We start from the raw sequence: 26,249 nt of genomic DNA, 5'->3' as shown, positions 1-26,249 counted from the left end.
TCAATGTCCCAGATACACTTCGATGACCTTCGGGTCGTTCTTGACCCGCTCCATCGAACCTTCGGAGAGCACCTTGCCCTGGTGCAGGACGGTCACCCGGTGGGCGATGTCCTCGACGAACTTCATGTCGTGCTCGATCACCAGCACCGAGCGGCCCTTGATGATCTGGTTGAGCAGCTCCGCGGTCTTGATCCGCTCGCCGACGCTCATGCCGGCCACCGGCTCGTCGAGCATCAGCAGTTCCGGGTCCTGGATCAGCAGCATGCCGATCTCCAGCCACTGCTTCTGGCCGTGGCTCAGGAACTCGGCCCGCTCCTTGAGCTGGTCTTTGAGGAAGATCGTCTCGGCGATGGCGTGGATGCGGTCGCGGACCTCCGCGTCCCGCTTGAACGTGAGGGCGCCGAAGACCGAGCGGCCGCGGGGGAACGAGATCTCGAGGTTCTCGAAAACCGTCAGATCGTCGTAGATCGACGGCGTCTGGAACTTGCGGCCGACGCCGGCCTGCACGATGGCGCTCTCGGTGAGCTTGGTCAGCTCCTGGCCCTTGTACTTGATCGACCCGGCGCTAGCCTTGGTGCGCCCGCAGATCAGGTCGAGGACGGTGGTCTTGCCGGCGCCGTTCGGGCCGATGATGACCCGGATCTCGTCCGGATCGACGTAGAACGACACGTCGTTCACCGCCTTGAACCCGTCGAAAGAGACGGTGAGCGCCTCGACGGCGAGGAGATAGTCGGGCGGAGCGGCCTCGGCGCCGACCACGGGGGAGGAGAGGATCGCGGCGTTCATGGGGACTCACTCGGCCGGGGCGCCGTGGGGCGGGACGATGGCGGGCGGCGGGGCGCGCAGGCTCTTCACCCGGCGGGTGAGGCGCGGCTCGATATGCTCGCGCCAGATCCCAGCGAGTCCGTTCGGGAAGGCCAGCACCACCGCGATGAACAGGGCACCGAGGCCGAACAGCCAGAGGTCGGGGAAGCTCTCGGAGAAGCTGGTCTTGGCCCAGTTGACCAAGAGCGTGCCCCAGACCGCGCCGAACAGCGACAGGCGCCCGCCGACGGCGGCGTAGATCACCATCTCGATCGAGGGCACGATGCCCACGAAGGAGGGCGACATGAACCCGACCTGCAGGGTGAACATCGCCCCGCCAATCGCCGCGAAGCCGGCCGCCAGGCAGAAGGCGAAGACCTTGAAGCCGGCCACCGAGTAGCCCGAGAACCGGACCCGGTCCTCCTTGTCGCGCATCGCGACCAGGATGCGGCCGAGCTTCGACTTCTTCACGTATTGCGCCGCCAGGATGCAGGCGATGAGCAGGCCACCGTTGACGAAATACAGGATCACCTTGGCGTGGTCGGTGCGGATGTCCCAGCCGTGGAGGGTGCGCAGATCCGTGATGCCGTTGATGCCGCCGGTATAGCCCTGCTGGCCGACGATCAGGATCGTCAGGATCGCGGCGATCGCCTGGGTGATGATGGCGAAGTAGGTGCCGCCGACCCGGCGCTTGAACATCGCGTAGGAGATGATCAGGGCGAACAGGACCGGGACCGCCACCACCAGGATCAGGGTGAGCGGCAGGCTCTTGAACGGCTGCCAGAACCAAGGGAGGGCGGTGATCTGGTTCCAGTCCATGAAATCCGGGATGCCCGGCGTCGACTGAATTTTTGTATTCTCGACACTCGAAGCTTCGAGCTTCAAGTACATGGCCATGCAGTACCCGCCCAAGCCGAAGAATACGCCCTGGCCTAAGGACAAAATACCCGCATAGCCCCAGCAGATCACCAGCCCGAGGGCCACGAAGGCATAGGTCAGGTACTTGCCGACGAGGTTGAGGCGGAACCCGTCGAGGGCGAGCGGCAGGACCACCAGGATCACCCCGGCCAGCAGAGCCAAGCTCAGCCACTCCACCGGCTTCATGAACGGGTTGTCGTTGACGGTGACCGACTTGGTCAGGGTCTGGACCGGATTGGTCATCGGGAAATCCTCAGCGCCGGACCTTGAGGGTGAAGAGGCCCTGCGGCCGCAACATCAGGATGCCGACCACCGCGAGCAGGGTGATCACCTTGGCCATCGAGCCGGAGAGGAAGAACTCCAGGGTCGACTGGGTCTGGGAGATCGAGAAGGCCGACGCGATGGTGCCGAGCAGGCTGGCGGCGCCGCCGAACACGACGATCAGGAAGGTGTCGACGATGTAGAGCTGGCCCGAGGTCGGCCCCGTGGAGCCGATCATCGTGAAGGCCGAGCCAGCGACGCCCGCGATGCCGCAGCCGAGGCCGAACGTGTAGCGGTCGACCTTCTCGGTATCGATGCCCACCGCCCCCGCCATGGCGCGGTTCGCCATCACGGCGCGGACCTGCTGGCCGAAGCGCGAGCGGTAGATCAGCAGCGCGACGCTGACGGTGATCAGGATGGTCACCGCCATGACGAACAGGCCATTGATCGGGATCTCGATCGTGTCGGTGACCTGTACCGAGCCGATCAGCCACGACGGCAATTCGACGCCGACCTCGCGGGCGCCGAAGATCGACCGGTAGGCTTGCTGAAGGATCAGCGACAGGCCCCAGGTGGCGAGGAGCGTATCGAGCGGGCGCTTGTAGAGGAACCGGATCAGGCCCCATTCCACCAGCATGCCCAAGGCCCCGGAGGCGAGGAACGCTAGGCCCATCGCGATGAAGAAGTAGACCGGGAACAGGGCCGGCAGGTAGGTCTGGCAGAACGTCGAGCAGAGATAGGTGACGTAGGCGCCGAGGATCATGAACTCCCCATGCGCCATGTTGATCACGCCCATCTGACCGAAGATGATCGCGAGCCCCAGCGCCATCAGCAGGTAGACGGAGAATAGGATCAGGCCGGCGAATCCCTGCATGGCGAAGATCGCGCCGAGGTCACCGAGGGAATAGTCACCGAGCATGGTCCCGTAATCTCCGATCCGAGATGCGCTCCGCCGGTGGCGGAGGCCCGTGATCCCACTCAGACCACCTCATCCTGAGGTGCCGGAGCGCAGCAGAGGCCTCGAAGGAGGGCTCCAGAACTCGCGCGGGTCCTGGAGGGCTCCTTCGAGGCAGGGCGATCGATGATCGCCCTGCACTTCAGGATGAGGTCGCGTGTTGGAGGCGCGCGTTTCGCGCGACTACTGGTACCCCTTCGGGAACGGGTCCGGCTTGATCAGCTCCGGGCTTGTGTAGACGATCTCGAACTGGCCGTCGGGCTTGGCCTTGCCGACCCGGGTCTTCGACCAGAGGTGATGGTTCTCGTCGATCTTGACGTAGCCCTCCGGCGCGCCCTTGAACTCCAGGCCCGGCGAGGCCGCGACCACCTTGTCGACGTCGAAGGATCCGGCTTTCTCGCAGGCCATCTTCCACAGGAACGGGCCGAGATAGGCCGCCTGTGTGACGTCGCCAATGACCGTCTTCTCGCCCCACATCTTCTTGAAGGCGGCCACGAACGCCTTGTTGTTCTCGTTGTCGATCGACTGGAAGTACTTCATGCAGGCATAGGCGCCGGCGATGTTCTCGCCGCCGATGCCGTCAATCTCGTCCTCGGTGACCGAGATCGTCATCAGCACCTGCTTCGACAGGTCGATGCCCGCGGCCTTCAGCTGCTTGTAGAACGCCACGTTCGAGCCGCCGACCACGTCGGTGAAGATAACCTTCGGCTTGGTCAGCTTGATCTTGTTGATCACCGAATTGAACTGGGTGTGGCCGAGCGGGAAATATTCCTCGCCCACCACCTTGCCCTTGAGCACGTTCTCGACGTGCTTGCGGGCGATCTTGTTCGAGGTGCGCGGCCAGATGTAGTCCGAGCCGATGAAGTAGAAGCTGTCGCCGCCCTTTTCCTTGTGGACCCAGTCGAGGCCGGCGAGGATCTGCTGCGTCGCTTCCTGGCCGGTGTAGAACACGTTCTTGGACTGCTCCAGGCCCTCGTAGAAGGTCGGGTAGTACAGGAGGCCGTTATACTGCTCGAAGACCGGCAGCACCGCCTTGCGCGAGGCCGAGGTCCAGCAGCCCATCACGGCGGCGCAATGGTCGTTGACGAGGAGCTTCTTGGCCTTCTCGGCAAAGGTCGGCCAGTCGGAGGCGCCGTCCTCCTGGATGATCTTGATCTTGCGGCCGAGCACGCCGCCGGCCTCGTTGATCTGGGCGATGGCGAGCTTCTCCGCCTCCTGGGCGCCGGTCTCGGAGATCGCCATCGTGCCGGTGACCGAGTGCAGGATGCCGACCGTCACCTCGGTGTCGGTCACGGCGAGCCCGGTGGTGTTCACCGCCGAGGTGGGCGCGGCGGCCCAGGCGCCGCGGGGCATCAGGGCGAGGGCCGGTGCGCCGGCCAGACCCATCAGCAGCCTGCGCCGCAACGGGGAGCGCAAGCCGTTCGTCGCGCCGGTCTCGGTGTCGTCAGCCATCGTGCCTGCCCTGGTTCGCGTCCGGGCCTCGAGAGGCGGCCCCGGATCGACCAGTCCAGGCTAGGTCTTCGGCTACGCTACGGCCTATACGATGTTTTGCGTATGGCCGTTCTCTTGCATCGGGCGCACCATCGCGGCGGAGAAGTCTGAGGGATCGTTGGAAGCGAGGGCGGAGAGCGTGGGCGGCGCCCGGGCGGCGGAGTGTGTCCGCGCGCGCGCGCGCGGACGAAGCCCCATGCGCCGGACCAGGCTGCGATGAGCGGTCCCCAACGCATCATCCCGATCCGCCGGGACTACAACCGCTTCGTCGCCGACGAGACGCTGGAGGATTACGCCCTCCGCTTCACGGCCAAGAAGGCCCGGCGCTGGTCCGGCTTCCAGGTCGCCCAGACGGCGCTCGGCTCGGTCTCGTTCCTGGCGCTGGAGGCGATCGGCGGGACGCTGGCGCTCACGGCGGGCTTCCCCAACACGCTGGCGGCGGTGCTGGTCGTCGGCCTGATCATCTTCGCCACCGCAGCGCCGATCACAGTCTACGCCGCTCGATACGGGCTCGACATGGACCTGCTGACCCGGGGCGCCGGGTTCGGCTATCTCGGCTCCACGGTCACGTCGCTGATCTACGCCAGTTTCACCTTCCTGTTCTTCGCCATCGAGGCGGCGATCATGGCCCTGGCGCTGCAGCTCTGCTTCGGGCTGCCGCTCGGCATCGGCTACCTCGTCTGCGCCGCCGCCGTGATCCCGCTGGTGGTCTACGGCATCCGACTGATCAGCCGATTCCAGATCTGGACGCAGCCGCTCTGGGTGGCCTTGAGCCTGCTGCCGCTGGTCTTCGTGGCGGCCCAGGGCGCCGCGCCCCTGCACGCGCTCGCCGAGTTCCCGGGCCTGGACGGCGGCGGGGCCGCCTTCGACATCGGCCGCTTCGGGCTCGCCACCGGGGTGCTGCTGGCCCTGCTGGCCCAGGTCGGCGAGCAGGTCGATTTCCTGCGCTTCGTTCCCGAGCCTGTTGGCCGGCGCGACTGGCGCTGGTGGCTGGCGGTGCTGTCGGGGGGCGCCGGCTGGATCGTGCCCGGCATGCTCAAGATCCTGCTCGGCGCCGGCCTCGCTGTCCTGGCGCTCGGGCACGGCGTCCCACCCGAGCACGCCGCCGAGCCGACCCGAATGTACGCGGTGGCGTTTGGCTACGTGACCGGGGAGGGCGGCCGGGCCGCGCTCCTGCTCACCGGGCTGTTCGTCCTGGTCTCTCAGCTTAAGATCAACCTGACCAACGCCTATGCCGGCTCGATCGCGTGGTCGAACTTCTTCTCCCGGCTGACCCACAGCCATCCGGGGCGGGTGGTCTGGCTGGTGTTCAACGTGGCGATCGCGGTGCTCCTGATGGAGCTCGGCATCGACAAGACGATCGAGAGCACGCTGCCGCTCTACGCCTCCGTGGTCTCGGCCTGGGTCGGGGCGCTGGCCGCGGACCTCGCGGTGAACAAGCCGCTTGGCCTCTCGCCCAAGGGCATCGAGTTCAAGCGCGCCCATCTCTACGCCATCAACCCGGTGGGGACCGGCGCCATGGTGCTGGCGCTCGCCGTCGGCGGCCTCGCCTATGCCGGCCTGCTCGGGCACGCGCTCCAGCCCTTCGCGCCGCTCCTAACCCTGGCCGCCGCCTTCGCGGCGGCCCCGGTGATCGCCTGGGCGACGGGCGGCCGCTGGTATCTCGCCCGGATCCCGAAGCGGGATTGGGGGGCGGGCGAGGTCACCTGCCGGGTCTGCGAATTGCCGTTCGAGGGCGAGGACATGGCCCATTGCCCGGCCTACGACGCCCCGATCTGCTCCCTGTGCTGCTCGCTCGACGCCCGCTGCGGCGACCTGTGCAAGCCGCACGGGCGGCTGGAGGTTCAGGCCCAGCAGACGCTCGGCCGGATCCTGCCGGGCCGGACCGCGGCCTGGATCGGTGCGCCGCTCGGGCGCTACCTCGCGGTCATGCTGACCCTCTGCGCGGTGATCGGCCTGATCCTCGGGATCGTGCATGCGGGGGCGACCATCGCGCATCCCGAGCATCGCGCGGTCCTGCGCACGGCGCTGACCAGCGTGTTCTTCATCCTGGTGGTGATCCTCGGCGTGGTCGCGTGGCTGTTCGTGCTCGCCCAGGAGAGCCGGCGGGTCGCCCAGGCCGAGACCATGCGCCAGACCGCGCTCTACGAGGCCGAGATCGCCGCCCACAAGCTCACCGACGCCAAGCTGCAGGAGGCCAAGGAGCGGGCCGAGGCGGCCAACCAGGCCAAGAGCCGCTACGTGGTCGGCATCAGCCACGAATTGCGCACGCCGCTCTCCACCGTGCTCGGCTACGCCCAGCTCCTCGAATCCGATCCCGCAATCCCGGCCCAGCGCCTCAACGGCATCCGGGTGATCCGGCGCAGCGCCCAGCACCTGTCCGGCCTGATCGACGGCCTCCTCGACATCTCGCGGATGGAGGCCGGGCGGCTGGAGATCCACCGGGACGAGGTCCGGCTGACCGAGTTCCTGGATCAGCTGGTCGATATGGTCCGGCTCCAGGCCCGGGAGGCGGGCCTCGAATTCCGGTTTTCCCGGCCGGAGATCCTGCCCGCCGTGGTTGCTACCGACGAGAAGCGCTTGCGCCAGGTGCTGCTCAACCTCCTGTCGAACGCGATCAAGTTCACGCCCTCCGGCACGGTCACCCTGGACCTGAGCTATCGCAGCCAGATCGCAATGTTCACGATCCGCGACACCGGTCCGGGCATTCCGGAGGCGGATCTGGCGCGGATCTTCCAGCCGTTCGAGCGGGGCTCGACCCCGGCCGCCCGCAGCACCCCGGGGACGGGGCTCGGGCTCACCATCGCCGACCTGCTGGCGCAACTGCTCGGCGGCGAGATCACCGTGGCGGCGGCGCCCGGCGGCGGCACTCAGGCGCGGCTGCGCCTGATGCTGGCCTCCGTTGCGCAGCCCGCTCCGATCGTGCTGCCGGCCCCGGTCTCCGCGCCGGAGCGGGCCTATGCCGGCGCCCGCCGCACGATCCTGGTGGCCGATGACGACACCGCCCACCGGGCCCTGATGCGGGCGATCCTGGAGCCGCACGGGATCTCCGTGCTCGAAGCCGGCTCGGGCCCCGAATGCCTGGCGGCGGTGGCCAGGGGCGGGATCGACCTGATCCTGCTGGACATCGCCATGCCGGGCATGAGCGGCTGGGCTGCCGCCGCGACGCTGCGCGCCGAGGGGCATACCGGGCCAATCGCCATGATGTCGGCCAACGTCCACGAGATCAGCCCCGTGCGCGGCGACGACGCCCCCCACGACGCGATCTTCGCCAAGCCTTTCGACCTGCGCGACGTGCTGGAGCGGATCGGCAAGCTGCTGCACCTCGAATGGACCGACGCCGCGACGCCCGCCTTGCGCGAGCCCGCCCCGGCGCTCGCCGAGATCGGCCATCCCGGGCCCGAGCATGTCGGCGAGTTGCTGCGCCTCGGCCGGATCGGCCATATCCGGGCGATCGAGGCCAAGCTCGCCCAGATGGAGGGCGATTCGACGGTCCCGCCCGCCTTCGTGGCCCGGATGCGCGGGCTCGTGGAGGGCTATGACCTGCGCCGCTACCTCTCGGTCCTGCAAGGACTCGCCCGCCATGGCTGAGGCGCCGACGAACCAGCCGAGCCGCGACGTCGTCCTGGTCGTGGACGATTCGCCCGACACGCTGAGCTTCCTCACCGAGGCGATCGAGCGTTCCGGCGCCACCGTGCTGGTGGCAGTGGGCGGCGACCTCGCCCTCACACTCGTCGACGAGATCACCCCGGACGTGATCCTGCTCGACGCGGTGATGCCGGGCATGGACGGGTTCGAGACCTGTCGGCGGCTCAAGGCCAAGCCCCAGCTCGCCGGGGTGCCGGTGATCTTCATGACCGGGCTCAGCGAGACCGAGCACATCGTGAAGGGGCTCAGCGCCGGCGGGATCGACTACGTCACCAAGCCGATCGCCCCGGACGAGATCCTGGCCCGGATCCGCGTGCACCTCGCCAGCGCCCGGGCTGCGCAGAGCGCCCGCGCCGCCCTCGACACCGCCGGGCGCACCCTGTTCGCCGTCTCGGAGGCCGGGGCGGTGCTGTGGACGACCCCGCAGGCCGGGCGGCTGCTCGCCGGGCTCGGCGCCGACCCGGCCGGGGTCCTCGAACTGCCCGCCCGCGCCCGCGACTGGCTGCGCGGCTGCCTCGCCGGGGCCTCGGCCAACGCGCTGACGCTCACCGGCCCCGACGGCACCGCCTACACGCTCAGCTTTATCGGTCGCACCCCGGACGAGATCCTGCTGCGCCTGTCGCGCGAGGAGGGCTCGGGCGCCGTCGAGCGGCTGCGGGCGCGGCTGCCGGTCACCGGCCGCGAGGCCGAGGTGCTGCTCTGGCTGTCCCGGGGAAAATCGAGCCGCGACATCGGCGAGATCTTAGGGCTGAGCCACCGCACCGTGACCAAGCACCTGGAGGGCATCTACGCCAAGCTCGGCGTCGAGAATCGCACCGCCGCCTCGATCATCGCGGCCCGCCACCTGCAGGACTGAGTCGCCGCTCGATCGCTTGCTGCCAGAGGCGGGTTGCTCGTCCGCGCGCCGGGTGAATCGACGGCTCCGACCGTTGTCCACAGGCATCGCTGCAGCGCGAAACCCGTTGGTAAGCGGCATCCCACCACGGTCCGCGCACAGACGAACCAATTCGGGAACGGATGCGATGATGACCAGCCACCAGCTCGCCGACGAACTGAGGCGGGTCGCCACCACGCAGGTCAGCGACATCACCCGCGCGGTCAAGGAAGGCCAGAAATCGATCGCGCTGAACGAGGTGCGGGACATGGCCCGCCGCCTCAGCCTCCTGGCGGATGCCTTCGATCCGAAATCGGCGACCGAGAAGGCCGAGCCCCAGGACGGCGCCCAGGCTGCCTGACGTTTGCTGCCCGATCCGCCCCGGAGCGCCACCATGGTCCGCGCCTACTTCTACATTCGCCTCGACGGCGCCTACTTGGCCGCGCCGACGGCCCAGGACATTGCCGACATGGATGCGGCTCGGGTCGCCGCGCGCACGATCGTCCGGGGGCTGATGCGCCAGCACGGCGGCGACCCGCGCTTGCTCGACGCCGCCCTGGTGATCGCCGACGAGGCCGGCACGACACTCCTGGAGATGTCGTTCCTCGAAGCCCTGTACCTCCCGGTCGAGCCGGTGAACGATCCCAATCGCCGCCGGCCGATCCCGCGGGAATTCGGAGCGCTACGCACGCCGCGGATGCTGTTCAGCGCCGCCATGGCCCCGATCCGGCGCTTCGCCGCCGGACGGGCGATGCGCTGAGCCGGCCTCAGCCGAACAGATCGGTCGTCACGAAACCCCGCTCTGCCAGCCGCTCGGCCAGGACGCGCCGGTGGCAGCGGGCGGGATCCCGCTCGAAGCACAGCAGGCAGATCGGCGACGCCTCCGCCAGGGTGGCGAGCTCGTCGAGGGCGACGCCGCCGGCCGCCGTATCGAGCACCTCCTCGCAGTAGATCTTGCGCATCAGCGCCGCATCGTCGGCCCGGGCCGCCTCGCGCCCGGATTTCGGCGTGCCCAGGCTGCGCAGATGCACGTAGCCGAGCCCGGCCTCGACCAGCCCGGTCCCCAGCGTGCCCTTCGAGAAGCCGCGCTTGCGGGAGTTCGCCACCGCCCGCACGTCGGCCAGGACGGCCACGCCCGCCGAGCGCAGCGCATCCGTAAGGCGCTCGGGGTCGAGCCCTTCGTAACCTATGGTGAATAATTGCTTGCTCACGGGACCGTGACGGGACTCGCGTTGCGGGACCGGCACTTAGCCGGATCTCGGCCTGTGCACCAACCGGGGATTGATGCGGTATGTCGCGGCGGCGCAACGCATCTCGGAATTCCGCCGCAAAGATCGCAAAGCTCCGTTAACTGCGTCAGGGCCATCGATTACGCCTGACTTTGGCGCTTCTTCGGTGGCGGGCTGAACACTGATGGTGCGGGATTACAAGCTTTCGCAGGTTCCGTCCGCCGAGCGCGGCCGTGGTGTCGGCCCCCTGAGGGGCGTCCGGCGAATCGCCACCCGGGTGCTGGCCATAGCCGCGCTGGCGGGCTTGGCGGCCTGCGCCTCAAGCACGAATTTCTACCCGACCAAGGGCGACGCGAAGCCCCATCCGGGCGTGGCCAAGGCCAAGCAGCACCCGATCCAGGGCATCGACATCTCGAAGTGGCAGGGCAACGTCGACTGGGCCTCGGTCCGGGCTGCCGGCACCCAGTTCGCCTTCATCAAGGCGACGGAGGGCGGCGACCACGTCGACGAGCGCTTCCGGACCAACTGGGACGGCGCGGCCCGGGCCGGCGTGCCGCGGGGCGCCTACCACTTCGTGTTCTGGTGCCGCTCCGCCCGGGATCAGATGGAGTGGTTCAAGCGCAACGTCCCGAACGACCCGACGGCCCTGCCGCCGGTGCTCGACGTCGAGTGGAACGGCCACTCGCAGACCTGCCCGAAGAAGCTGCCGAAGGCGCAGGCCCTGGCGATGGTCACCGAGATGCTCGAGGAGATGGAGCGCTACACCGGCAAGCGCCCGATCATCTACACCGACATCACCTTCCACAAGGATGTGCTGGAAGGCGAGCTGCCGGACTACCCGCACTGGTTGCGCTCCACCGCAGCCGAGCCGGAGCAGCGTTTCGTCAACCGCAAGTGGATGCTGTGGCAGTTCACTTCGACCGGGCGCGTCCCCGGGGTGCAGGGCGACGTCGATCGCAACGCTTTCTACGGCACGCCGTCCGACTGGGCCTCGTTCCTGTCGACCGATTGTGATCCCCGCGAGCACCGGCGGCTCTCGGAACAGGGCCTGTGCACCGACAAATAATTGAGCGGGCCCGATAGACTTAAGTTGGTTCACGGAGACAGGGTGGGATATAAGCGTGTCCGGTTCGCCCGCTCGCAGGCGGGCAGCCGGTGAGGATCCTTTCGGGAGCCTCTTGTTCCACGATCCTTATCCCGCAATGCCTGCTGACCGCGCCGCCCCGACCGGCAACCTGCTCCTTGACGCGCTTCGAGGGGCCGACCGCGCGCTGATCGCGCCGCATCTGGAGCCGATGGCGTTCGACAAGGGCGCGATCGTGTTCGAGGCGGGCTCGGACGTGACGCACATCACCTTCCCGTGCGGGCAGACCGTCGTGGCGCTGATCATCGCCACCCGGGACGGGCGCTGCGCCGAGACCGCCACGATCGGCCGCGAGGGCGCGGTCGGGGGGATCGTCAGCGCGGGCCGGGTGCCGGCCTCCACCGAGGCGATCGTGCAGATCGGCGGCCCGATGCTGCGGCTCGAGACCGACCGGCTGCAGGAGGCCAAGCGCCAGTCCACCGAGATCCGCAACCTGTTCGCGCGCTACTCCGACTGCCTCCTGGCCCAGGTGCTGCAGGCCGCGGCCTGCAACGCCCTGCACCCGATCGAGCAGCGCTGCCTGCGCTGGCTGCTGACGCTCCAGGACCGGATCGGGGGCGACACGCTGCCGATCACCCACGAGTTGCTGGCCTCGATGCTCGGCGTCCAGCGCACCTATCTGACGCGGATCCTCAGCACCCTGCAGGACCAGGGTCTGATCCGGGTCGGGCGCGGGCGCATCACCGTGCTCGACCGCCGCGCGATGTCGGCGGCGGCCTGCGAGTGCCATTCCCGCGTGCAGCGGCATTTCAAGACCGTCCTCGGCGCGGTCTACACCGCGGAGGGCCTCGACCGGATCGAGCCGCCGGCCCCGGTCGATGGCGATCCGGAGCCCGCCCTGGCGTTGCGCAGCAGCGCGCACGGCTGAGCCGGGCCGGCGTCAATCGGCCGACCGGCGCTCCAGGATCTCGATCAGCGCCCCGTCCGGTCCTTCCACGAACGCGATCCGCAGGCCCGGGCCGCGCTCGGTGATGCCCGCCCGCACGGTGACGCCGCGGGCCATGAGATCGGCCATGGCCGCCCCGATGTCGGCCACGCGCAGGCCGATATGCTCGATGCCCAGGCAGGGCGTCTGCGTAGCGGGGGCGGTCTCGGGCGTGGCCTGCTCGATGAAGACGGTCAGGCCGCCGAGATCGAGCACCACGCGCTGCACCGGGTCGGCGCCGACGCGCTTCACTTCCTTGGCCCCGAAAGTCTCGACGTAGAAGGACGCAGCCTTCACCGCATCGCGGCTGCGCAGATGGACGTGGTCGCAGGCGTACTGCATCGCGTGTCTGTCTCCCGGGGCCCGGTCCCGGCCGGCCCGTCATGGCGTCGCCGACAAAGGGTAGGGGGTCCGCGTCCCGGGGCGAGATCCGCCGCTTGACGCAGCGCACGAACCCGCAGACTTTCGCCGCCGCGATCGTTGCAGGGATGCAACATCCTTCCCACATCCGGGTGGAAATCCCACACCGCACAGCTTAAGAGACCGATGCGCAATCCCTACGACGTGCTGGGCGTCCCCAAGGGAGCGAGCGAAGCCGATATCAAGAAGGCTTATCGCAAGCTCGCCAAGGACTTCCACCCCGACCGCAACAAGAACGACGTGAAGGCCAAGGACCGGTTCGCCGAGGCGAACTCGGCCTACGAGATCCTGGGCGATTCGGAGAAGCGCAAGCAGTTCGACCGCGGCGAGATCGACGCCGATGGCAGGCCCCGCGCCTCCGGGTTCGAGGGATTCTCGGGCGGGTTCGGCGGCGGCCGGTCGAGCGGCTTCGATTTCGAGAACATGGCCCGCGGCCGACAGGGCGGCATGGGCGGTGGCATGGGCGGCGGGATGGGCGAGGATATCTTCTCGCACATCTTCGGCGAGGCGTTCCGCGCGGGGGGCGCCGGGCCGGGCGGCGCCCGCCAGGCCGCCAAGGGCGACGATGTCGCGGCCGAGCTGTCCGTGAGCCTGGAACAGGTCGCCAGCGAGGAGAAGCTGCGCCTGGCCCTGCCCACCGGCCGCGAGGTCGACGTGGTGATCCCCCGGGGCGTGGAAGATGGTCAGACCATTCGGCTCCGCGGCCTGGGGCAGAGCGCCGGCCCCCGCGGTGAGCCCGGCGACGCGCTGCTCACCATCCGGGTTCGGCCGCATCCCCGCTTCACCGTCGACGGGGCCGACCTGAAGACCAGCGTCGAGGTGCCACTGGAGGATGCCGTGCTCGGCGGCACGATCCGGGTGCCGACCCTGACCGGCGCGGTCGAGATGAAGATGCCGCCCATGACCAGCTCGGGCCGGACCTTCCGGTTGCGCGGCAAGGGCCTGCCCAAGAAGGACGGCACCCGCGGCGACTTGCTCGCCACCACGGCCATCACCCTGCCGGAGAGCGAGGATCCGGCGCTCATCGAGTTCGCCCGGAGCCGGCGCGCGAAGGCTGCCTGAGAGCCTGTATGACAGGCGCGGCCTCTCGGGCCGCGCGGCGGCCCGGTGCGGACTTCCGTCGCCGGTCCGCCTCCGCTAAGGAGACCGCCGGTGCCGCGAGGGGCCGAGAGGTTTCCAGGATCGATCATGGCGGAACACGGGCAGGGCATTCTGGCGGGCAAGCGGGGACTCGTGCTCGGGGTCGCCAACAACCGCTCGATCGCCTGGGGCATCGCAAGCAGCGCCCGCGCGCATGGGGCCGAACTCGCCTTCACCTACCAGGGTGACGCTCTGCGCAAGCGGGTCGAGCCCCTGGCCAAGGAGCTCGACGCCCACGTCATCGGGCATTGCGACGTGACCGAGGCGGCCACGATCGATGCCGTGTTCGCGGAGGCCGCGCGCGTCTTTCCCGAGGGCATCGACTTCGTCATCCACTGCATCGCCTTTTCGGACAAGGACGAGCTGACCGGCCGCTACCTTGAGACCTCCGAGGAGAACTTCACCAAGTCGCTGCTGGTCTCCTGCTACTCGTTCACCGCGGTGGCCCAGCGCGCCGAGAAGATCATGCGCCCGGGCGGCTCCCTGGTTACGCTGACCTATTACGGCGCCGAGAAATGGATGCCGCATTACAACGTGATGGGCGTGGCCAAGGCGGCGCTCGAAGCCTCGGTGCGCTACCTCGCGGCCGATCTCGGCCCCAAGAATATCCGCGTCAACGCGATCTCGGCCGGCCCGATCAAGACCCTGGCGGCCTCAGGCATCGGTGACTTCCGCTACATTCTGAAGTGGAACGAGTACAACGCGCCGCTGCGCCGGACCGTCACCATCGGCGAGGTCGGCGAGACCGCCGCCTACCTGATCTCCGACATGTCGGCCGGCATGACCGGCGAGATCCTGCACGTGGATGCGGGCTACCATGTGGTCGGCATGAAGAACCCCGAGGCGCCGGACCTGACCCTCGACAAGGATTAGCGCGCCGTCCCGAGAGGCCGCCGCCGCCTTTCGGGACCATACGCGGGTTCAAGGATCCTCGTCGTCCGCCTCCGCGAAATCCCCCGAGAGTCTCAGCCCCTCGATCCAGGTCTCGCCGTCGCGCTTGACCACGACCCGCGGCCGGGCGCCGCCATGGCTCGCGATTCCGTCGGCGAGCCGCCCGGAATGGGTGACCAGCCAGATCTGGGTGCGCTGGGCCGCCCGGGCGATCAGCCGGGACAGCGGCTCCATCAGGTCGGGATGCAGGCTGGTCTCCGGCTCGTTCAACGCGATGAATGGCGGCAGCCGATAGCCGAGCAGGGCGCCCATCAGGGCGAGGTATCGCAAGGTCCCGTCCGACAATTCCGGGGGGCCGAAGACCCGGTTCGGAAAATCCGGCACCGTCATCCCGAAACGCGCTTCGCGCCCGGGTACCGGCACCACCAGCCGGGCGCCCGGGAACGCCTCGTCCAGGGCCTCGTCGAGATCCGCCATGTCCTGCCGGATATGGGCCAGGGTGGCGAACAGGGCGGCGAGGTCGGACCCGTCCGAGGCGAGCGTCGGCGTCGTCACCGCGAGGCAGGGGCGGCGCAGGGGCGACTCGGCGTCGGTGCGGAACGCATGGTGGAAGCGCCACGCCGTCATGGCGAGACGCACCAGGGCGATCTCCGGGTACAGGGTCGCGTCGAGGAAGGTGCCGAGCGCCGTCTCGGTGGGCAGCAACTCCGTGCCGAGCGAGCGCTTGCGCCCGTCCTCGTCCCGGGCGAAGCCGGTCCGGCCGTCGCGGTCGAGGATGACGGCGGTCCGGCCGCCCGTGCGCACCGACAGGCGCTCGGTCTTGACCTGCGGCTCCTGGGCGAAGGCCGCGCCGGCGGGGATGCCGTTGACCTGCGGCACCAGCCCGATCTCGACCGCGTAGGCGAAGTCCTGCCCGGTCCCGTCATCGCGCAGGGTGGCGGACAGGCGGACCCGCGCGGCCTCTCCCTGCCGCCGACGCCCGGCCCAGAGCGCCGAGTCCATGCCGCCCTCCGCGGCGAGCTCCCGGGTGAGCGTCCCTCGGGCTGCGGCCTGCAGCAATTCGAGGCCGCGATAGAGGTTGGTCTTACCGGTGCCGTTGCCGCCAACGAACACCGACAGGCCGTCTACCGGGAAGCCGATCCGCCGGAGCGAACGGTAGTCCGAGACCGCGACCTCCCGAACCACCAGCATGCGGCATCCCTTCGTTCAGTCCGGGACCTTCAGGTCGGCGATGCCCTCGGCAGCCTTCGGGAATCGCGGGTCCATCGCCTCCAGCGTATCGGCGATCGTGCGGGCAATCACGTAGTTGCGGAACCACTTGTGGTTGGCCGGCACCACCAGCCACGGCGCGTGCGGGCTCGAGCATTGCGACAGCGCGTCCGAGAAGGCCTGCTGGTAGGCATCCCAGGATTTCCGCTCGACCAGGTCGGCCGGGTCGAACTTCCAGTGCTTCTCCGGATCGGCGATCCGGGCCTCCAGGCGCTTCTTCTGCTCGTCCTTGGAGATGTGCAGGAAGAACTTGATCACCACCGTGCCGGATTCGGTGAGCAGACGCTCGAAATCGTTGATCAGCCGGTAGCGGCCCTGCCAGACCGCGTCCGGTACGAGGCCCTTCACCCGCACTACGAGGACGTCCTCGTAATGGCTGCGGTTGAACACGCCGATCATGCCGCGACCCGGCGTCCTGGCGTGGTAGCGCCACAGGAAATCGTGATCGAGCTCGTCGCTCGACGGCACCTTGAACGACGACACCGTGCAGCCCTGCGGGTTCACGCCCTTGAGCACGGCCCGGATCGTCCCGTCCTTGCCGCCGGTATCGATCGCCTGGAACACCAGCAGGAGGCTGCGGGCGCGCTCGGCATAGAGCCGCTCCTGCAGCGCGCTGATGCGCTCGCGCTCCTGGCCGAGGGCGTCCTTGGCCCAAAGCTTGTCGAGGCCGCCATCGGCGTCGGCATCGACCGCCGACAGGTCGATGCGTGTCCCGGGCTCGACCGCCACGATTCCCGGTGCGGCCAGGATCGGGATCTGCCGGTGGCTGCCCAGGGCGGCCGGCGCCGTCCCGGCAATCGCGTCGGCCGCCCCGGCCCAGACGGCGGTCGAGGGCGCCCGCGCCCGGGCGGCCTGGTGCCGATCCGGGCCGTCTGTCACGCTCCCGTCCTGCGAGTGGCCGGGAAGATGCTTGCCGTGCTTCTTGGACATGGGCAGGACCGTGTTGAGGGGCTTTGCCGACGAACGCGCAGAACGGTTGGCAAGCCCGGCCGTTCCGGGCGCCTGCGCAGCGACAGGATTTTGAGACGGTTGGCCACGATCTATTTCATCCGCCACGGCCAGACCGCCTGGAATGCCGAAGGCCGCCTGCAGGGCAGTCGCGACATCGACCTCAACCCGCAAGGGGAGGCGCAGGCCGTCGCCGTGGCCAAACGCCTGGCCGCCGTGGCGGGGCCGGCCCTGGCGGAGGCCGAGTTCCTGGCAAGCCCGCTCAAGCGCACCCGACGGACCATGGAGATCCTGCGCACCACGCTGGGCCTGCCGCCGGGCGCGTACCGGACGGATCCGCGGCTGCGGGAGATCGGCTTCGGCACCTGGGAAGGCTCGACCTGGGCCGAGATCCGCCGCCGGGATCCGGGGGGCGCCTCGGCGCGCGACCGCGAACGCTGGAACCACCGTCCGCCCGGCCTCGGCGGCGAGAGCTACGCCACCCTGGTGGAGCGGGTCGGGCCGGTCCTGGCCGATTTGCAGGGGAATGCCGTGGTGGTGGCCCATGGCGGTGTCGCCCGGGCGGCCCTGGTCGCCCTCGGCCTGCTGGATGTCTACGCCGCGCCCCGCCTCGGCATCCGCCAAGGCGAGGTGCTGGTCCTGGAGCCGACCGGCTGGCGCTGGGCTTGAGCGTCTCGCGCGGGATGCCCGCGGCACGCTCGCGTGCGGTGGAAGACGGCCCGGTGGCCCGTGCGTTTGATAAGGCGCGCTCAGCCGTCCTTCACCCAGGGTTCAAAGCCGCCTCGATAACGGCATGATCGACTGGCTATAGGGCGGTCGCCACGGTATGCGCCGACCTGTTCGGTCGGCCAGCGGAGCAGCGGATGAGCGACCTCGCCGAGAAAACCCGGTCCGGACCGGCTGCCGAGGCGCGTGAGCGTCCGGCGGACGGGGCGGCCGTGCTGCGCGGCGCGCACCGCCCCGACCTGATCCGCGACGAGGTGCTGGCCGAGATTTTTCTCGCCTCGGCGCGCGCCCGGCCGGACCATCCCTGCCTGATCGACGGTGCGCGCGTGATCGCGGGCGGCGTCCACCCCAGCCTGACCTATGCCGAGGTCGCCGCCCGGGCCGGGCGGATCGCCGCCGGCCTCGCCCATCGCGGCATCGGCCCGGGCGACATCGTCGGGCTCTGGATGGCCCGCGGTCCCGACCTCCTCGTGGCCCAGATCGGCATCACCCTGTCGGGCGCCGCCTGGCTGCCCTTCGACGCCGAGGCGCCGGCCGACCGGGTTGGGGTCTGTCTAACGGATGCCGCCGCCAAGGCGCTGCTGGTCTCGCCGGCACTCGCCTCCGCCGCCCCCGACGCGGCGCCGGCCCTGACCCCGGCCGATCTCGATGCCGCGACGCCCGCGGATGCGCCGGTGCCGGACGCCCGCGCTGCCGGCCTGACGCCGGAGCATCCCGCCTACCTGATCTACACCTCGGGCTCGACCGGCGTACCCAAAGGGATCGTCATCAGCCACGCCAACATCTGCCACTTCCTCCGGTCGGGGAATGCGCTCTACGGCATGCGCGCCGACGACATCGTGTTCCAGGGCGCCTCGGTCGCCTTCGACCTGTCGATGGAGGAGATCTGGGTCCCGTATCTCGTCGGCGCGACGCTCTTCGTGGCGAGCCCGGCTATGATGGGCGACGTCGAGTCCCTGCCTGGCATCCTGGAGGCCGAGCGGATCACGGTGCTTGACACCGTGCCGACCCTGCTGGCGATGATTTCCGGCGACCTGCCGACCGTGCGCCTGGTCCTGCTCGGTGGCGAGGCCTTGCCCGAGCCGCTGGTCGCCCGCTGGGCCACCGGCTCGCGCCAATTGTTCAACACCTACGGACCCACCGAGGCGACCGTGGTCGCCACCGCGGCCGAGATGCGCCCGGGCGAGCCGGTGACCATCGGCGGCCCGATCCCGAATTACTCGGTCTATGTGGCGGGCGAGGATCTGGGCCTGCTCGGCCGCGACCAGCAGGGCGAGTTGCTGATCGGCGGCCCCGGCGTCGCCCGCGGGTACCTCGCGCGGCCCGAGCTGACCGCCGAGAAATTCATCGCCAACCCGTTCGCCTCGGACGGGACCGACCCGATTCTCTACCGCTCGGGCGATGCGGTCTCGCTCGATGCCGGCGGGCGGATCCTGTTCCACGGCCGCATCGACGACCAGGTGAAGATCCGCGGCTTCCGGGTCGAGCTCGGCGAGATCGAGGCGCGGATCCGCAGCGTGCCCGACATCAACCAGGCCGCCGTGGTGCTGCGCCAGGACGACGGCGTCGACCGGCTCGTCGCCTTCCTGATCCCCGAGCGCGGCCGGACCGTGGACACCGCTACCTTACGCCGGACCCTCGCCGGCCAGATGCCGCCCTACATGGTGCCCGGCCATTTCGAGCTGGCCGAGACCCTGCCGCGCCTGACCTCCGGCAAGGTCGACCGCAAGGCGCTGAAGATCGCCCCGCTCACGGTCGCGTCGTCCGACGGCGAGCAGGAACCCCCGGCCAACGAGACGGAAGCCGCACTGGTCGCCGCGGCCAAGCAGGTCTTCGGCAACCAGCCGATCCCGCTCGAGGGCGATTTCTTCGCCGATCTCGGCGGGCACTCGCTGCTGGCCGCCCGCTTCGTCTCGGCGGTGCGCGAGGCCCCGGCGCTCGCCGGCATCACCCTGCCGGACGTCTACGCCCTGCGCACCATGCGGGCGATGGCCGACGCGCTGATCGCCCGCACCGGCGGCATGGGCGCGGCGGCCTCGGTCCGCGACCTGAGCTTCGAACCGCCTCCGCTCCTGCGACGGGCCCTGTGCGGGCTGGCCCAGGCCGCCGCGCTGCCCTTCGTCATCGCGCTGGCCACCGCGCAGTGGCTTGGCATGTTCGTGACCTACCTGCTGCTCACCGGCGGCGGCCTCAGCTTCTTCGCCGAACTTGGCGTGCTGCTGCTCGTCTACATCGCGATCAACGGCGTGACCGCGGTGGTCGCCGTGGCGGGCAAGTGGCTGGTTCTCGGCAAGACGAAGCCCGGCCGCTACCCGCTCTGGGGGACCTATTACTACCGCTGGTGGCTGGCGCAGCGTCTTGCGCCCCTGGTCCACGTGAAGTGGCTCCAGGGCTCGCCGGCGATCTCGGTCTATCTGCGCCTGATGGGGGCCAAGGTCGGCCGCGACGCGCTGATCTCCGACATCGAGATCGGCGCGCCCGACCTGCTCACCATCGGCGACGGCGCGTCGCTCGGCGGCCGGCTGGTCATCGCCAATGCCGAGATCGTCGGCAACGAGCTGGTGATCGGCTCGGTCGAGATCGGCGCGGATGCCGCGATCGGCACGTCCTGCGTGCTCAGCCACGACACGGTGATCGGCGCGCAGGCCGAGATCGCCGACCTCACCACGATCCCGACCGGCACCCGGGTCGGCCCGGCCGAGATCTGGGACGGATCCCCCGGCCGCAAGGTCGGCCTGGCGAATCCGGCCGAGCTGCCGGCGGCCGCCGAGGCCTCCTTCCCGCGCCGCGCCGCCTTCGCTGTGGCTTATATCGTGCTGCTCGGCGCGATCCCGGCGGTCGGCCTGCTGCCGATCTTCCCGGCCTTCTTCATCTTCGACCAGATCTCGGATTCGCTCTCCGACATCACCGATGTCGACTACCACTGGTACCTGCCGATCCTCACCTGGCCGACCGCCATGCTGATGACCGCCGGCACGGTGCTGCTGATCGCCGGCATCCGCTGGATCGTGCTGCCGCGGACCCGCTCGGGCACCTACTCGGTCCACTCGCTGTTCTACCTGCGCAAGTGGTCGCTGGCGCTCGCCGTCGAGGTGACGCTGGAGACGCTCTCGTCGCTCTTCGCCACCGTCTACATGCGCGCCTGGTACCGGCTGATGGGCGCCAATATGGGCCACGGCGCCGAGATCTCGACCAATCTCGCCGGCCGCTACGACCTCGCGGAGGTCGGCGCGAAGAACTTCATCGCCGACGAGGTCGTGTATGGCGAGGAGGAGATCCGCCGCGGCTGGATGCATCTCGAGCCGGTGCGCACCGGGGCGCGGGTCTTCGTCGGCAATGATGCGGTGGTCCCGCCCGGCGCCGTCATCCCGGACGACGTGCTGATCGGCATCAAGTCGAAGCCGCCGGCCAACGACGCGATGAGCCCCGGCGAGACGTGGTTCGGCTCACCGCCGATCCGGCTGCCCGCCCGCCAGAAGGTCGATCTGGGATCGAACGCCCAGACCTACGAGCCCGGGATGTGGCCGAAGGTCCGGCGCGGCGTGTTCGAGGCCTTCGCAACCTCGTTCTCGCCGATGCTCTACATCACCTTGGCGATCACGGTTATCGACTGGTACTTCTACCCGGCGATCCTGGAGAAGGATTGGTCGGGGCTGGCGATCAGCTTCGTCACGGCGAGCGTCGCCATCGCGCTGATCCAGTCCTCGGCGGTCATCGCGATGAAGTGGCTGCTGATGGGCGTCTACAAGCCCGGCATGCAGCCGATGTGGTCGTGGTGGGCCATGCGCACCGAGGCCATCGCGGTGGCCTATTGGGGGCTCGCCGGCAAGGTGCTGCTGGAACACCTTCAGGGCACGCCGTTCCTGCCCTGGGTCCTGCGCCTGTTCGGCGTGAAGGTCGGCCAGGGCGTGTGCATGCTCACCACCGACATCACCGAGTTCGACTGCGTGACGATCGGCGACTACGCAACGATCAACCGCGTCTCCGCGCTGCAGACCCACCTGTACGAGGACCGGATCATGAAGATCGGCCGTGTCGTGGTCGGCCGCGGCGTCTCGGTCGGGTCGTTCGCGACGGTCCTGTACGACACCAAGGTCGGCGACTACGCGCGCCTGCGCCCGCTCACCATCGTCATGAAGGGCGAGTCGATCCCCGCCAACACCGAGTGGGAAGGGGCCCCGGCGGTGCCGGTGATCCACGCGGCGCGCGACGCGGGATAGTTTGTCTCGGCATTGTCCCCACCCGCGCCCTCATGGTGAGATTCCCTCCGATCGTCGATCGCCGGGCGCCTCAGGATGAGGGCGCCGGGTCGCAGGGGGGCGGGCAAGACCAGGCGAGCCTTCGTCGTGGATCGCGACCGGCCCCCAGGAGGGCGGGTGTCGCACCGGTTCGAAGGCGTCCAGTACTGCGCAACATCCATGGCGCATCGGGCCTGAAGACGCACAGCCGCCCAAGATCTGTGCGGCCGGACCAGCCTGAGGCGTCCCACAATATCACAACCGAAGGTTGCTATGCCGCTGAAGTGTAAGCATCGGCGCGGTATTTTCGTCGCGCTGATGCGAAATGAGCCGGAACGTGCGTTTAGGTCCAGCCAATATCAGATCGCTCGTGCTATCGTCCGAGTCGGAGACTGATAGAACGCCGTGCATCTCGATCCAGCCACCCTGCTGATCGTTAGTTCCGTGATGACCTTGCTGGTCGGCACGCTGTTCGTTCTGTCGTGGCGGCAGGCGCCGGCGTCGCGCGCCCTGGCGCTGTGGGGCGCCGCGCATATTCTCGGTGCCGTCGGCTCCGCCGGCCTCGCCCTGCGCGGCCAGATTTTCGACCTCGTATCCATCGCGCTGTCCAATGCCGTCGTGCTGGCGGCCTATGGGCTGATCTGGAGCGGCGTCCGCTCGTTCGAGGGGCGACCGATCCGGATCGGCTTAGCGCTCGCGGGGGCCGCCATGTGGTGCGTGCTCTGCCTGGTGCCGGCCTTCTACGGATCGATCGAGGCCCGGATCGTGTACGCGTCCGCGGTGGCGGCCCTCTATTCCGGCGATTCGGCCCGCGCGTTCTGGCGCGGCCGCAGCGAGCGCCTCGCCTCGCGGGTGGCGGCCGTGACGACGCTGGGGCTGCACGCCACCTTCTACCTTGTCCGTATCCCGTCGACCCTTCTGGCGCCGCCGCCGCCGAGGCTGAACCCGTTGACCTCGCCCTGGGTGGCGATCCTGTGCTTCGTCACGCTGCTGTTCTCGATCGCCCTGGCCTTCACCTGCATGGCCCTGGTCAAGGAACGCGCCGAGCGCGAGCAGCGCCTCGCCGCGGCGACGGATCCGCTTACCGGAATCCCCAACCGGCGGGCTTTCGCCGAGGCCGCGGCGGTGGCACTCGCCACGCGCCGGGACGTGGCCCTGCTGCTGTTCGACCTCGACCGGTTCAAGGCGGTCAACGATGTCCACGGCCACGCGGTCGGCGACGCCGTGCTGGTCGGGTTCTGCACCATGGCCGCCTCCCTGCTGCCCCGGGAGGCGGTGCTCGGCCGGCTGGGCGGCGAGGAATTCGCCTGCCTGCTGCCCGACGTCTCCCCGGCCGAGGCCCTGGCGCGGGCCGAGGAGCTGCGCCGGATCTTCGCGAGCCTGTCGGTCTCGGAGCTTCCGAACCTGCAGGTCAGCGTCAGCATCGGGATCGCGCAGGCCCGGGACGGGGTCGATTACGAGGCCCTGATGCGTCGTGCTGATGCCGCGCTCTACGTCGCCAAACATGGCGGGCGCGACCGGGTCGCGATGGCGGAGCGGGTGCAGGCGGCGTAAGCCGGCGCAGTCGGAAACCGGCCGCGGATGCGGTATCGCGGGCCGGATTGGAGACCGGCCATGGACGAGCCCACCCGCATCGATCGCCTGGAGATGCGCCTCACCGAGCAGGACTCGGTCATCGAGGATCTGAACCGCACCGTCACGGAGCAATGGCGGGTGATCGACCGGCTGGTCCGCCAGGTCGCGGCGCTGCGGGATCAGGTCGAGGAAGCGGCGGCCCGGTCCGCGCCGCGCGGGCCGGAACCGCCGCCGCCGCATTATTGACGATGTCGGCGCGCCGCTTTCGGCGACGCGCCGGGACGGGATCAGAAGTTGGCCTGCGTGACGAACTTGGTCACCAGATAGGCGTCGAGCGCTTCCGAGCCGCCCTCGCTGCCGTAGCCGGATTCCTTGACGCCGCCGAAGGGCGTCTCCGGCACCGCGAGGCCGTGGTGGTTGATCGAGATCATCCCGCTCTCCACCATGTTCGCCACCCGCGCGGCCCGCTCGGCCGAGCGGGTATAGGCGTAGGCCGCAAGCCCGTAGGGCAGGCGGTTGGCCTCAATGAGCGCCTCCTCGTCCTCCGAGAACCGATTGATCATGGCCACCGGGCCGAACGGCTCCTCGTTCATCATCCGGGCGGTCAGCGGCACCTCGGTGAAGACCGTCGGCTCGAAGAAGTTGCCGCGGTTGCCGATGCGCTTGCCGCCGGTTCGCAGCGACGCCCCGGCCGATTCGGCATCGGCGGTGAGCGCCTCGATCGCCTCCAGGCGACGCCCGTGGATCAGCGGGCCCATCTTGGTATCGGGGTCGAGGCCGTCGCCGACCTTCAGGCTCTTGGCGTGGTTGGTGAAGCCCTCGACGAACCGGTCGAACACCGAATCGTGGACCAGGAACCGGGTCGGCGAGACGCAGACCTGTCCGGCGTTCCGGAACTTGGATGGGGCCAGCACCGAGACCGCCTTCTCCACGTCGGCATCGCCGAATACGATCGCCGGGGCGTGCCCGCCGAGCTCCATCGTGGCGCGCTTCATGTGCTCCCCGGCCAGCGCCGCGAGCTTCTTGCCGACCACCGTCGAGCCCGTGAACGAGATCTTGCGGATCACCGGGTGCGGGATCAGGTAGCCCGAGATCGTCCCCGGGTCGCCGTAGACCAGCGACAGGGCATCGCCCGGAATGCCGGCATCCAGGAAAGCGCGGACCAAGGCGGCGCAGCTCGCCGGCGTGTCCTCGGGCCCCTTGAGGATCACCGTACAGCCGGTGCAGAGCGCCGCCGAGATCTTGCGGACCGCCTGGTTGATCGGGAAGTTCCAGGGGGTGAAGCAGGCCACGGGGCCGACGGGCTCGCGCACCACCGCCTGCAGCACGCCGTCGGCGCGGGCCGGGATGACGCGGCCGTAGGCGCGCTTACCCTCCTCGGCGAACCAGTCGATGATGTCGGCGGCCGCCAGGGTCTCGACCCGCGACTCGGCCAGAGGCTTGCCCTGCTCCTGAGTCATGATGCGGGCGATCTCGTCGGCGCGGCTGCGCAGCAGGTCGGCGGCCTTGCGCATCAGCTTGCCGCGCTCGAAGGCCGATACCTTCCGCCCGGCCGGGAAGGCACGGGCGGCCGCGGCCAGGGCCTCGTCGAGATCCGCCGTAGTGGCGACGGCGCATTGGCCGATCGTCTCGCCCGTGGCCGGATTCAGGACGCCCAGGGTCTCCCGGTCGGCGCCCGCGCGCCAGCGTCCGGCAATGTGAAGCTCGGTATCCGGATACATCGGTCAATTCCCGCTCGGCCGCACGATCGGCCGTGGCCGACATGTGGCAACGTGGCGCGGATCGACAATCCCGCTCGCGGCATGGCTGAGGTCGGATCGGAGCGTTCGCCGCCGAAACCCGGTCAGGCGGCCCGGGAGCAAATGGCCTCGGGGCCCGAGACGATGGTGGCGCTGCCGCGCCGGGCCCGCAGGGTGCCGCCCTTCGGGACGACCTGCCAGCCCTCGCGGCAGCCGTCGATCGGCTCGGACACGACCACGATCCCGCCCGGGCCATCGCGGAAATACAGGCTCGGCGGGCGGCCGTCGCAAGCCCAGCGATAGGCGGTCAGCGTCTCGCCATCGGTGAGCAGGGCGGTGAAGCGCAGCGGCTCCGAGACGCCCGCCTCCTTCATCAGGCCGCGGACCGTCTCCAGGGTACGGGCCATGGCGCCGACCGGGTCCTGCGCGAGCCCGTTGGCCAGGGCCAGCAGGAAGATCGCCTCGGAATCGGTGCTGCCGCGCCGGTGATCGTAGAACGTGTCCGGGATCAGCGCTTCCAACCGCCGCTTGATGCGGTGGTAGCCGCCGATCTGGCCGTTATGCATGAACAGGTGCCGCCCGTAGACGAACGGATGGCAATTCGCCCGGGCCGTGGCGGTGCCGGTCGAGGCGCGCACATGGGCGAAGAAGGTCCGCGCGCGCACCTGGCCGCAGAGGTTGGTCAGGTTCTCGTCCGACCAGGCCGGGGAGATGTCGCGATAGACGCCGGGCTCCGGGCGCTCGCCGTACCAGCCGATGCCGAACCCGTCGCCGTTGGTCTCGGTCTTCCCCTCGTCGGCGTGCAGGGATTGGTGCACCAGCGAATGCGTCGGCGCGCAGACCAGGTCCGAGAGAAAGACCGGCTCACCGCTATAGGCGAGGAAACGGCACATGTCGGACGTCGATCCTTCTGTGGTCCGTGCGCGATCCGCTGAAGGTCACCCCCGGAACGGAACGGGTGCCTGCGAATGAGATTAACAGTCGGTCCACACGGGTGAACAGTTTCTTAACCGCGACCCAGCTGCGCCATTTTCGGGCGATCCGAGCAAAAATG

At 69.3% G+C, this 26,249-nt stretch carries 22 protein-coding genes; 12 read left to right on the top strand and 10 right to left on the bottom strand.

Features of this window, described 5'->3' with window-relative positions; all coding sequences use genetic code 11:
• The 4 genes from urtD to urtA all read right to left on the bottom strand — a co-directional run bounded on the left by urtD (nt 1) and on the right by urtA (nt 4,390).
• The gene (urtD, locus tag AKJ13_RS09780; RefSeq protein ID WP_050733156.1) at nt 1-786 is read right to left on the bottom strand and encodes an urea ABC transporter ATP-binding protein UrtD; all 786 of its coding nucleotides are present in this window, start codon (nt 784-786) and stop codon (nt 1-3) included.
• Nucleotides 787-792: 6 nt separating this feature from the next.
• Nucleotides 793-1,965, bottom strand: coding sequence for an urea ABC transporter permease subunit UrtC (urtC, locus tag AKJ13_RS09775; RefSeq protein ID WP_050733155.1), 1,173 nt, complete (start codon nt 1,963-1,965; stop codon nt 793-795).
• Nucleotides 1,966-1,975: 10 nt separating this feature from the next.
• Entirely contained in the window at nt 1,976-2,902 is a 927-nt protein-coding gene (gene urtB / locus AKJ13_RS09770; RefSeq protein ID WP_050733154.1) for an urea ABC transporter permease subunit UrtB, read from the bottom strand.
• 219 nt (nt 2,903-3,121) lie between these two features.
• Nucleotides 3,122-4,390 carry an urea ABC transporter substrate-binding protein gene (gene urtA, locus AKJ13_RS09765; protein ID WP_007566368.1) on the bottom strand — a complete coding sequence of 423 codons (1,269 nt, stop codon included), beginning with the start codon at nt 4,388-4,390 and terminating at the stop codon, nt 3,122-3,124.
• Nucleotides 4,391-4,645: 255 nt separating this feature from the next.
• Here urtA and AKJ13_RS09760 point away from each other — a divergent pair, with 255 nt between their 5' ends.
• The 4 genes from AKJ13_RS09760 (at nt 4,646) to AKJ13_RS09745 (ending at nt 9,711) form a co-directional block, all read left to right on the top strand.
• Nucleotides 4,646-8,020, top strand: a complete 3,375-nt coding sequence (locus AKJ13_RS09760) for an ATP-binding protein (RefSeq protein WP_050733153.1) — start codon at nt 4,646-4,648, stop codon at nt 8,018-8,020.
• On the top strand, nt 8,013-8,933 hold the full coding sequence (locus AKJ13_RS09755; RefSeq protein ID WP_050733152.1) for a response regulator transcription factor: 921 nt from the start codon (nt 8,013-8,015) through the stop codon (nt 8,931-8,933). Before AKJ13_RS09760 ends, AKJ13_RS09755 begins: the two co-directional genes overlap by 8 nt.
• 169 nt (nt 8,934-9,102) lie before the next feature.
• Nucleotides 9,103-9,312 (top strand): hypothetical protein, encoded by a 210-nt coding sequence (locus tag AKJ13_RS09750; protein ID WP_050733224.1) that lies wholly within the window; start codon nt 9,103-9,105, stop codon nt 9,310-9,312.
• 33 nt (nt 9,313-9,345) lie between these two features.
• Nucleotides 9,346-9,711, top strand: a complete 366-nt coding sequence (locus AKJ13_RS09745) for a hypothetical protein (RefSeq protein WP_007566376.1) — start codon at nt 9,346-9,348, stop codon at nt 9,709-9,711.
• 7 nt (nt 9,712-9,718) lie between these two features.
• On the opposite strand, the gene AKJ13_RS09740 is transcribed toward AKJ13_RS09745, so the two are convergent.
• The gene (locus AKJ13_RS09740) at nt 9,719-10,162 is read right to left on the bottom strand and encodes a DUF488 domain-containing protein (RefSeq protein WP_050733151.1); all 444 of its coding nucleotides are present in this window, start codon (nt 10,160-10,162) and stop codon (nt 9,719-9,721) included.
• A gap of 202 nt (nt 10,163-10,364) precedes the next feature.
• On the opposite strand from AKJ13_RS09740, the gene AKJ13_RS09735 reads away from it, so the two are divergent.
• Together AKJ13_RS09735 and AKJ13_RS09730 are read left to right on the top strand one after the other, a co-directional pair.
• Entirely contained in the window at nt 10,365-11,246 is an 882-nt protein-coding gene (locus AKJ13_RS09735; RefSeq protein ID WP_007566378.1) for a GH25 family lysozyme, read from the top strand.
• A 136-nt stretch (nt 11,247-11,382) separates the two neighbouring features.
• Entirely contained in the window at nt 11,383-12,192 is an 810-nt protein-coding gene (locus tag AKJ13_RS09730; protein WP_050733150.1) for a Crp/Fnr family transcriptional regulator, read from the top strand.
• A 12-nt stretch (nt 12,193-12,204) separates the two neighbouring features.
• On the opposite strand, the gene AKJ13_RS09725 is transcribed toward AKJ13_RS09730, so the two are convergent.
• A complete protein-coding gene (locus AKJ13_RS09725) occupies nt 12,205-12,591 on the bottom strand; it encodes a VOC family protein (protein ID WP_050733149.1) in 387 nt (128 codons plus the stop codon).
• Nucleotides 12,592-12,795: 204 nt separating this feature from the next.
• Between AKJ13_RS09725 and AKJ13_RS09720 the strand changes: the two genes are divergently transcribed.
• Both AKJ13_RS09720 and fabI read left to right on the top strand, forming a co-directional pair.
• A complete protein-coding gene (locus tag AKJ13_RS09720) occupies nt 12,796-13,731 on the top strand; it encodes a DnaJ C-terminal domain-containing protein (RefSeq protein ID WP_050733148.1) in 936 nt (311 codons plus the stop codon).
• A gap of 126 nt (nt 13,732-13,857) precedes the next feature.
• Entirely contained in the window at nt 13,858-14,682 is an 825-nt protein-coding gene (gene fabI / locus AKJ13_RS09715) for an enoyl-ACP reductase FabI (protein ID WP_007566382.1), read from the top strand.
• A gap of 48 nt (nt 14,683-14,730) precedes the next feature.
• On the opposite strand, the gene AKJ13_RS09710 is transcribed toward fabI, so the two are convergent.
• Together AKJ13_RS09710 and AKJ13_RS09705 are read right to left on the bottom strand one after the other, a co-directional pair.
• Entirely contained in the window at nt 14,731-15,891 is a 1,161-nt protein-coding gene (locus AKJ13_RS09710; RefSeq protein ID WP_050733147.1) for an AAA family ATPase, read from the bottom strand.
• 15 nt (nt 15,892-15,906) lie between these two features.
• Nucleotides 15,907-16,899, bottom strand: a complete 993-nt coding sequence (locus AKJ13_RS09705; RefSeq protein ID WP_050733146.1) for a polyphosphate kinase 2 family protein — start codon at nt 16,897-16,899, stop codon at nt 15,907-15,909.
• Nucleotides 16,900-16,998: 99 nt separating this feature from the next.
• On the opposite strand from AKJ13_RS09705, the gene AKJ13_RS09700 reads away from it, so the two are divergent.
• From AKJ13_RS09700 to AKJ13_RS09685, 4 genes are all read left to right on the top strand, one after another.
• Nucleotides 16,999-17,586, top strand: coding sequence for a histidine phosphatase family protein (locus tag AKJ13_RS09700; RefSeq protein WP_050733145.1), 588 nt, complete (start codon nt 16,999-17,001; stop codon nt 17,584-17,586).
• Nucleotides 17,587-17,780: 194 nt separating this feature from the next.
• The gene (locus tag AKJ13_RS09695) at nt 17,781-21,863 is read left to right on the top strand and encodes a Pls/PosA family non-ribosomal peptide synthetase (protein ID WP_050733144.1); all 4,083 of its coding nucleotides are present in this window, start codon (nt 17,781-17,783) and stop codon (nt 21,861-21,863) included.
• A gap of 423 nt (nt 21,864-22,286) precedes the next feature.
• Complete coding sequence (locus tag AKJ13_RS09690; RefSeq protein ID WP_050733143.1) at nt 22,287-23,435, top strand: GGDEF domain-containing protein; 1,149 nt, start codon at nt 22,287-22,289, stop codon at nt 23,433-23,435.
• A 60-nt stretch (nt 23,436-23,495) separates the two neighbouring features.
• Nucleotides 23,496-23,702 carry a SlyX family protein gene (locus tag AKJ13_RS09685; RefSeq protein WP_007566394.1) on the top strand — a complete coding sequence of 69 codons (207 nt, stop codon included), beginning with the start codon at nt 23,496-23,498 and terminating at the stop codon, nt 23,700-23,702.
• A gap of 41 nt (nt 23,703-23,743) precedes the next feature.
• Here AKJ13_RS09685 and AKJ13_RS09680 read toward each other — a convergent pair whose 3' ends face one another.
• Both AKJ13_RS09680 and AKJ13_RS09675 read right to left on the bottom strand, forming a co-directional pair.
• Nucleotides 23,744-25,177 carry an NAD-dependent succinate-semialdehyde dehydrogenase gene (locus tag AKJ13_RS09680; RefSeq protein WP_050733142.1) on the bottom strand — a complete coding sequence of 478 codons (1,434 nt, stop codon included), beginning with the start codon at nt 25,175-25,177 and terminating at the stop codon, nt 23,744-23,746.
• 122 nt (nt 25,178-25,299) lie between these two features.
• The gene (locus AKJ13_RS09675) at nt 25,300-26,088 is read right to left on the bottom strand and encodes a class II glutamine amidotransferase (RefSeq protein ID WP_050733141.1); all 789 of its coding nucleotides are present in this window, start codon (nt 26,086-26,088) and stop codon (nt 25,300-25,302) included.
• Nucleotides 26,089-26,249: the final 161 nt, after the last annotated feature.

The sequence above is a fragment of the Methylobacterium sp. ARG-1 genome (assembly GCF_001262595.1).
Lineage (GTDB): Bacteria > Pseudomonadota > Alphaproteobacteria > Rhizobiales > Beijerinckiaceae > Methylobacterium > Methylobacterium brachiatum.
The sequence above is the reverse complement of the archived record's forward strand: the minus strand, read 5'-3'. Positions and strand labels throughout refer to the sequence as shown.

Bases quoted from the DNA above. Each gene is read 5' to 3' on its own strand.
- urtD (WP_050733156.1), bottom strand. From the start codon at position 786: ATGAACGCCGCGATCCTCTCCTCCCCCGTGGTCGGCGCCGAGGCCGCT.
- urtC (WP_050733155.1), bottom strand. From the start codon at position 1,965: ATGACCAATCCGGTCCAGACCCTGACCAAGTCGGTCACCGTCAACGAC.
- urtB (WP_050733154.1), bottom strand. From the start codon at position 2,902: ATGCTCGGTGACTATTCCCTCGGTGACCTCGGCGCGATCTTCGCCATG.
- urtA (WP_007566368.1), bottom strand. From the start codon at position 4,390: ATGGCTGACGACACCGAGACCGGCGCGACGAACGGCTTGCGCTCCCCG.
- AKJ13_RS09760 (WP_050733153.1), top strand. From the start codon at position 4,646: ATGAGCGGTCCCCAACGCATCATCCCGATCCGCCGGGACTACAACCGC.
- AKJ13_RS09755 (WP_050733152.1), top strand. From the start codon at position 8,013: ATGGCTGAGGCGCCGACGAACCAGCCGAGCCGCGACGTCGTCCTGGTC.
- AKJ13_RS09750 (WP_050733224.1), top strand. From the start codon at position 9,103: ATGACCAGCCACCAGCTCGCCGACGAACTGAGGCGGGTCGCCACCACG.
- AKJ13_RS09745 (WP_007566376.1), top strand. From the start codon at position 9,346: ATGGTCCGCGCCTACTTCTACATTCGCCTCGACGGCGCCTACTTGGCC.
- AKJ13_RS09735 (WP_007566378.1), top strand. From the start codon at position 10,365: ATGGTGCGGGATTACAAGCTTTCGCAGGTTCCGTCCGCCGAGCGCGGC.
- AKJ13_RS09730 (WP_050733150.1), top strand. From the start codon at position 11,383: ATGCCTGCTGACCGCGCCGCCCCGACCGGCAACCTGCTCCTTGACGCG.
- AKJ13_RS09725 (WP_050733149.1), bottom strand. From the start codon at position 12,591: ATGCAGTACGCCTGCGACCACGTCCATCTGCGCAGCCGCGATGCGGTG.
- AKJ13_RS09720 (WP_050733148.1), top strand. From the start codon at position 12,796: ATGCGCAATCCCTACGACGTGCTGGGCGTCCCCAAGGGAGCGAGCGAA.
- fabI (WP_007566382.1), top strand. From the start codon at position 13,858: ATGGCGGAACACGGGCAGGGCATTCTGGCGGGCAAGCGGGGACTCGTG.
- AKJ13_RS09710 (WP_050733147.1), bottom strand. From the start codon at position 15,891: ATGCTGGTGGTTCGGGAGGTCGCGGTCTCGGACTACCGTTCGCTCCGG.
- AKJ13_RS09705 (WP_050733146.1), bottom strand. From the start codon at position 16,899: ATGTCCAAGAAGCACGGCAAGCATCTTCCCGGCCACTCGCAGGACGGG.
- AKJ13_RS09695 (WP_050733144.1), top strand. From the start codon at position 17,781: ATGAGCGACCTCGCCGAGAAAACCCGGTCCGGACCGGCTGCCGAGGCG.
- AKJ13_RS09685 (WP_007566394.1), top strand. From the start codon at position 23,496: ATGGACGAGCCCACCCGCATCGATCGCCTGGAGATGCGCCTCACCGAG.
- AKJ13_RS09680 (WP_050733142.1), bottom strand. From the start codon at position 25,177: ATGTATCCGGATACCGAGCTTCACATTGCCGGACGCTGGCGCGCGGGC.
- AKJ13_RS09675 (WP_050733141.1), bottom strand. From the start codon at position 26,088: ATGTGCCGTTTCCTCGCCTATAGCGGTGAGCCGGTCTTTCTCTCGGAC.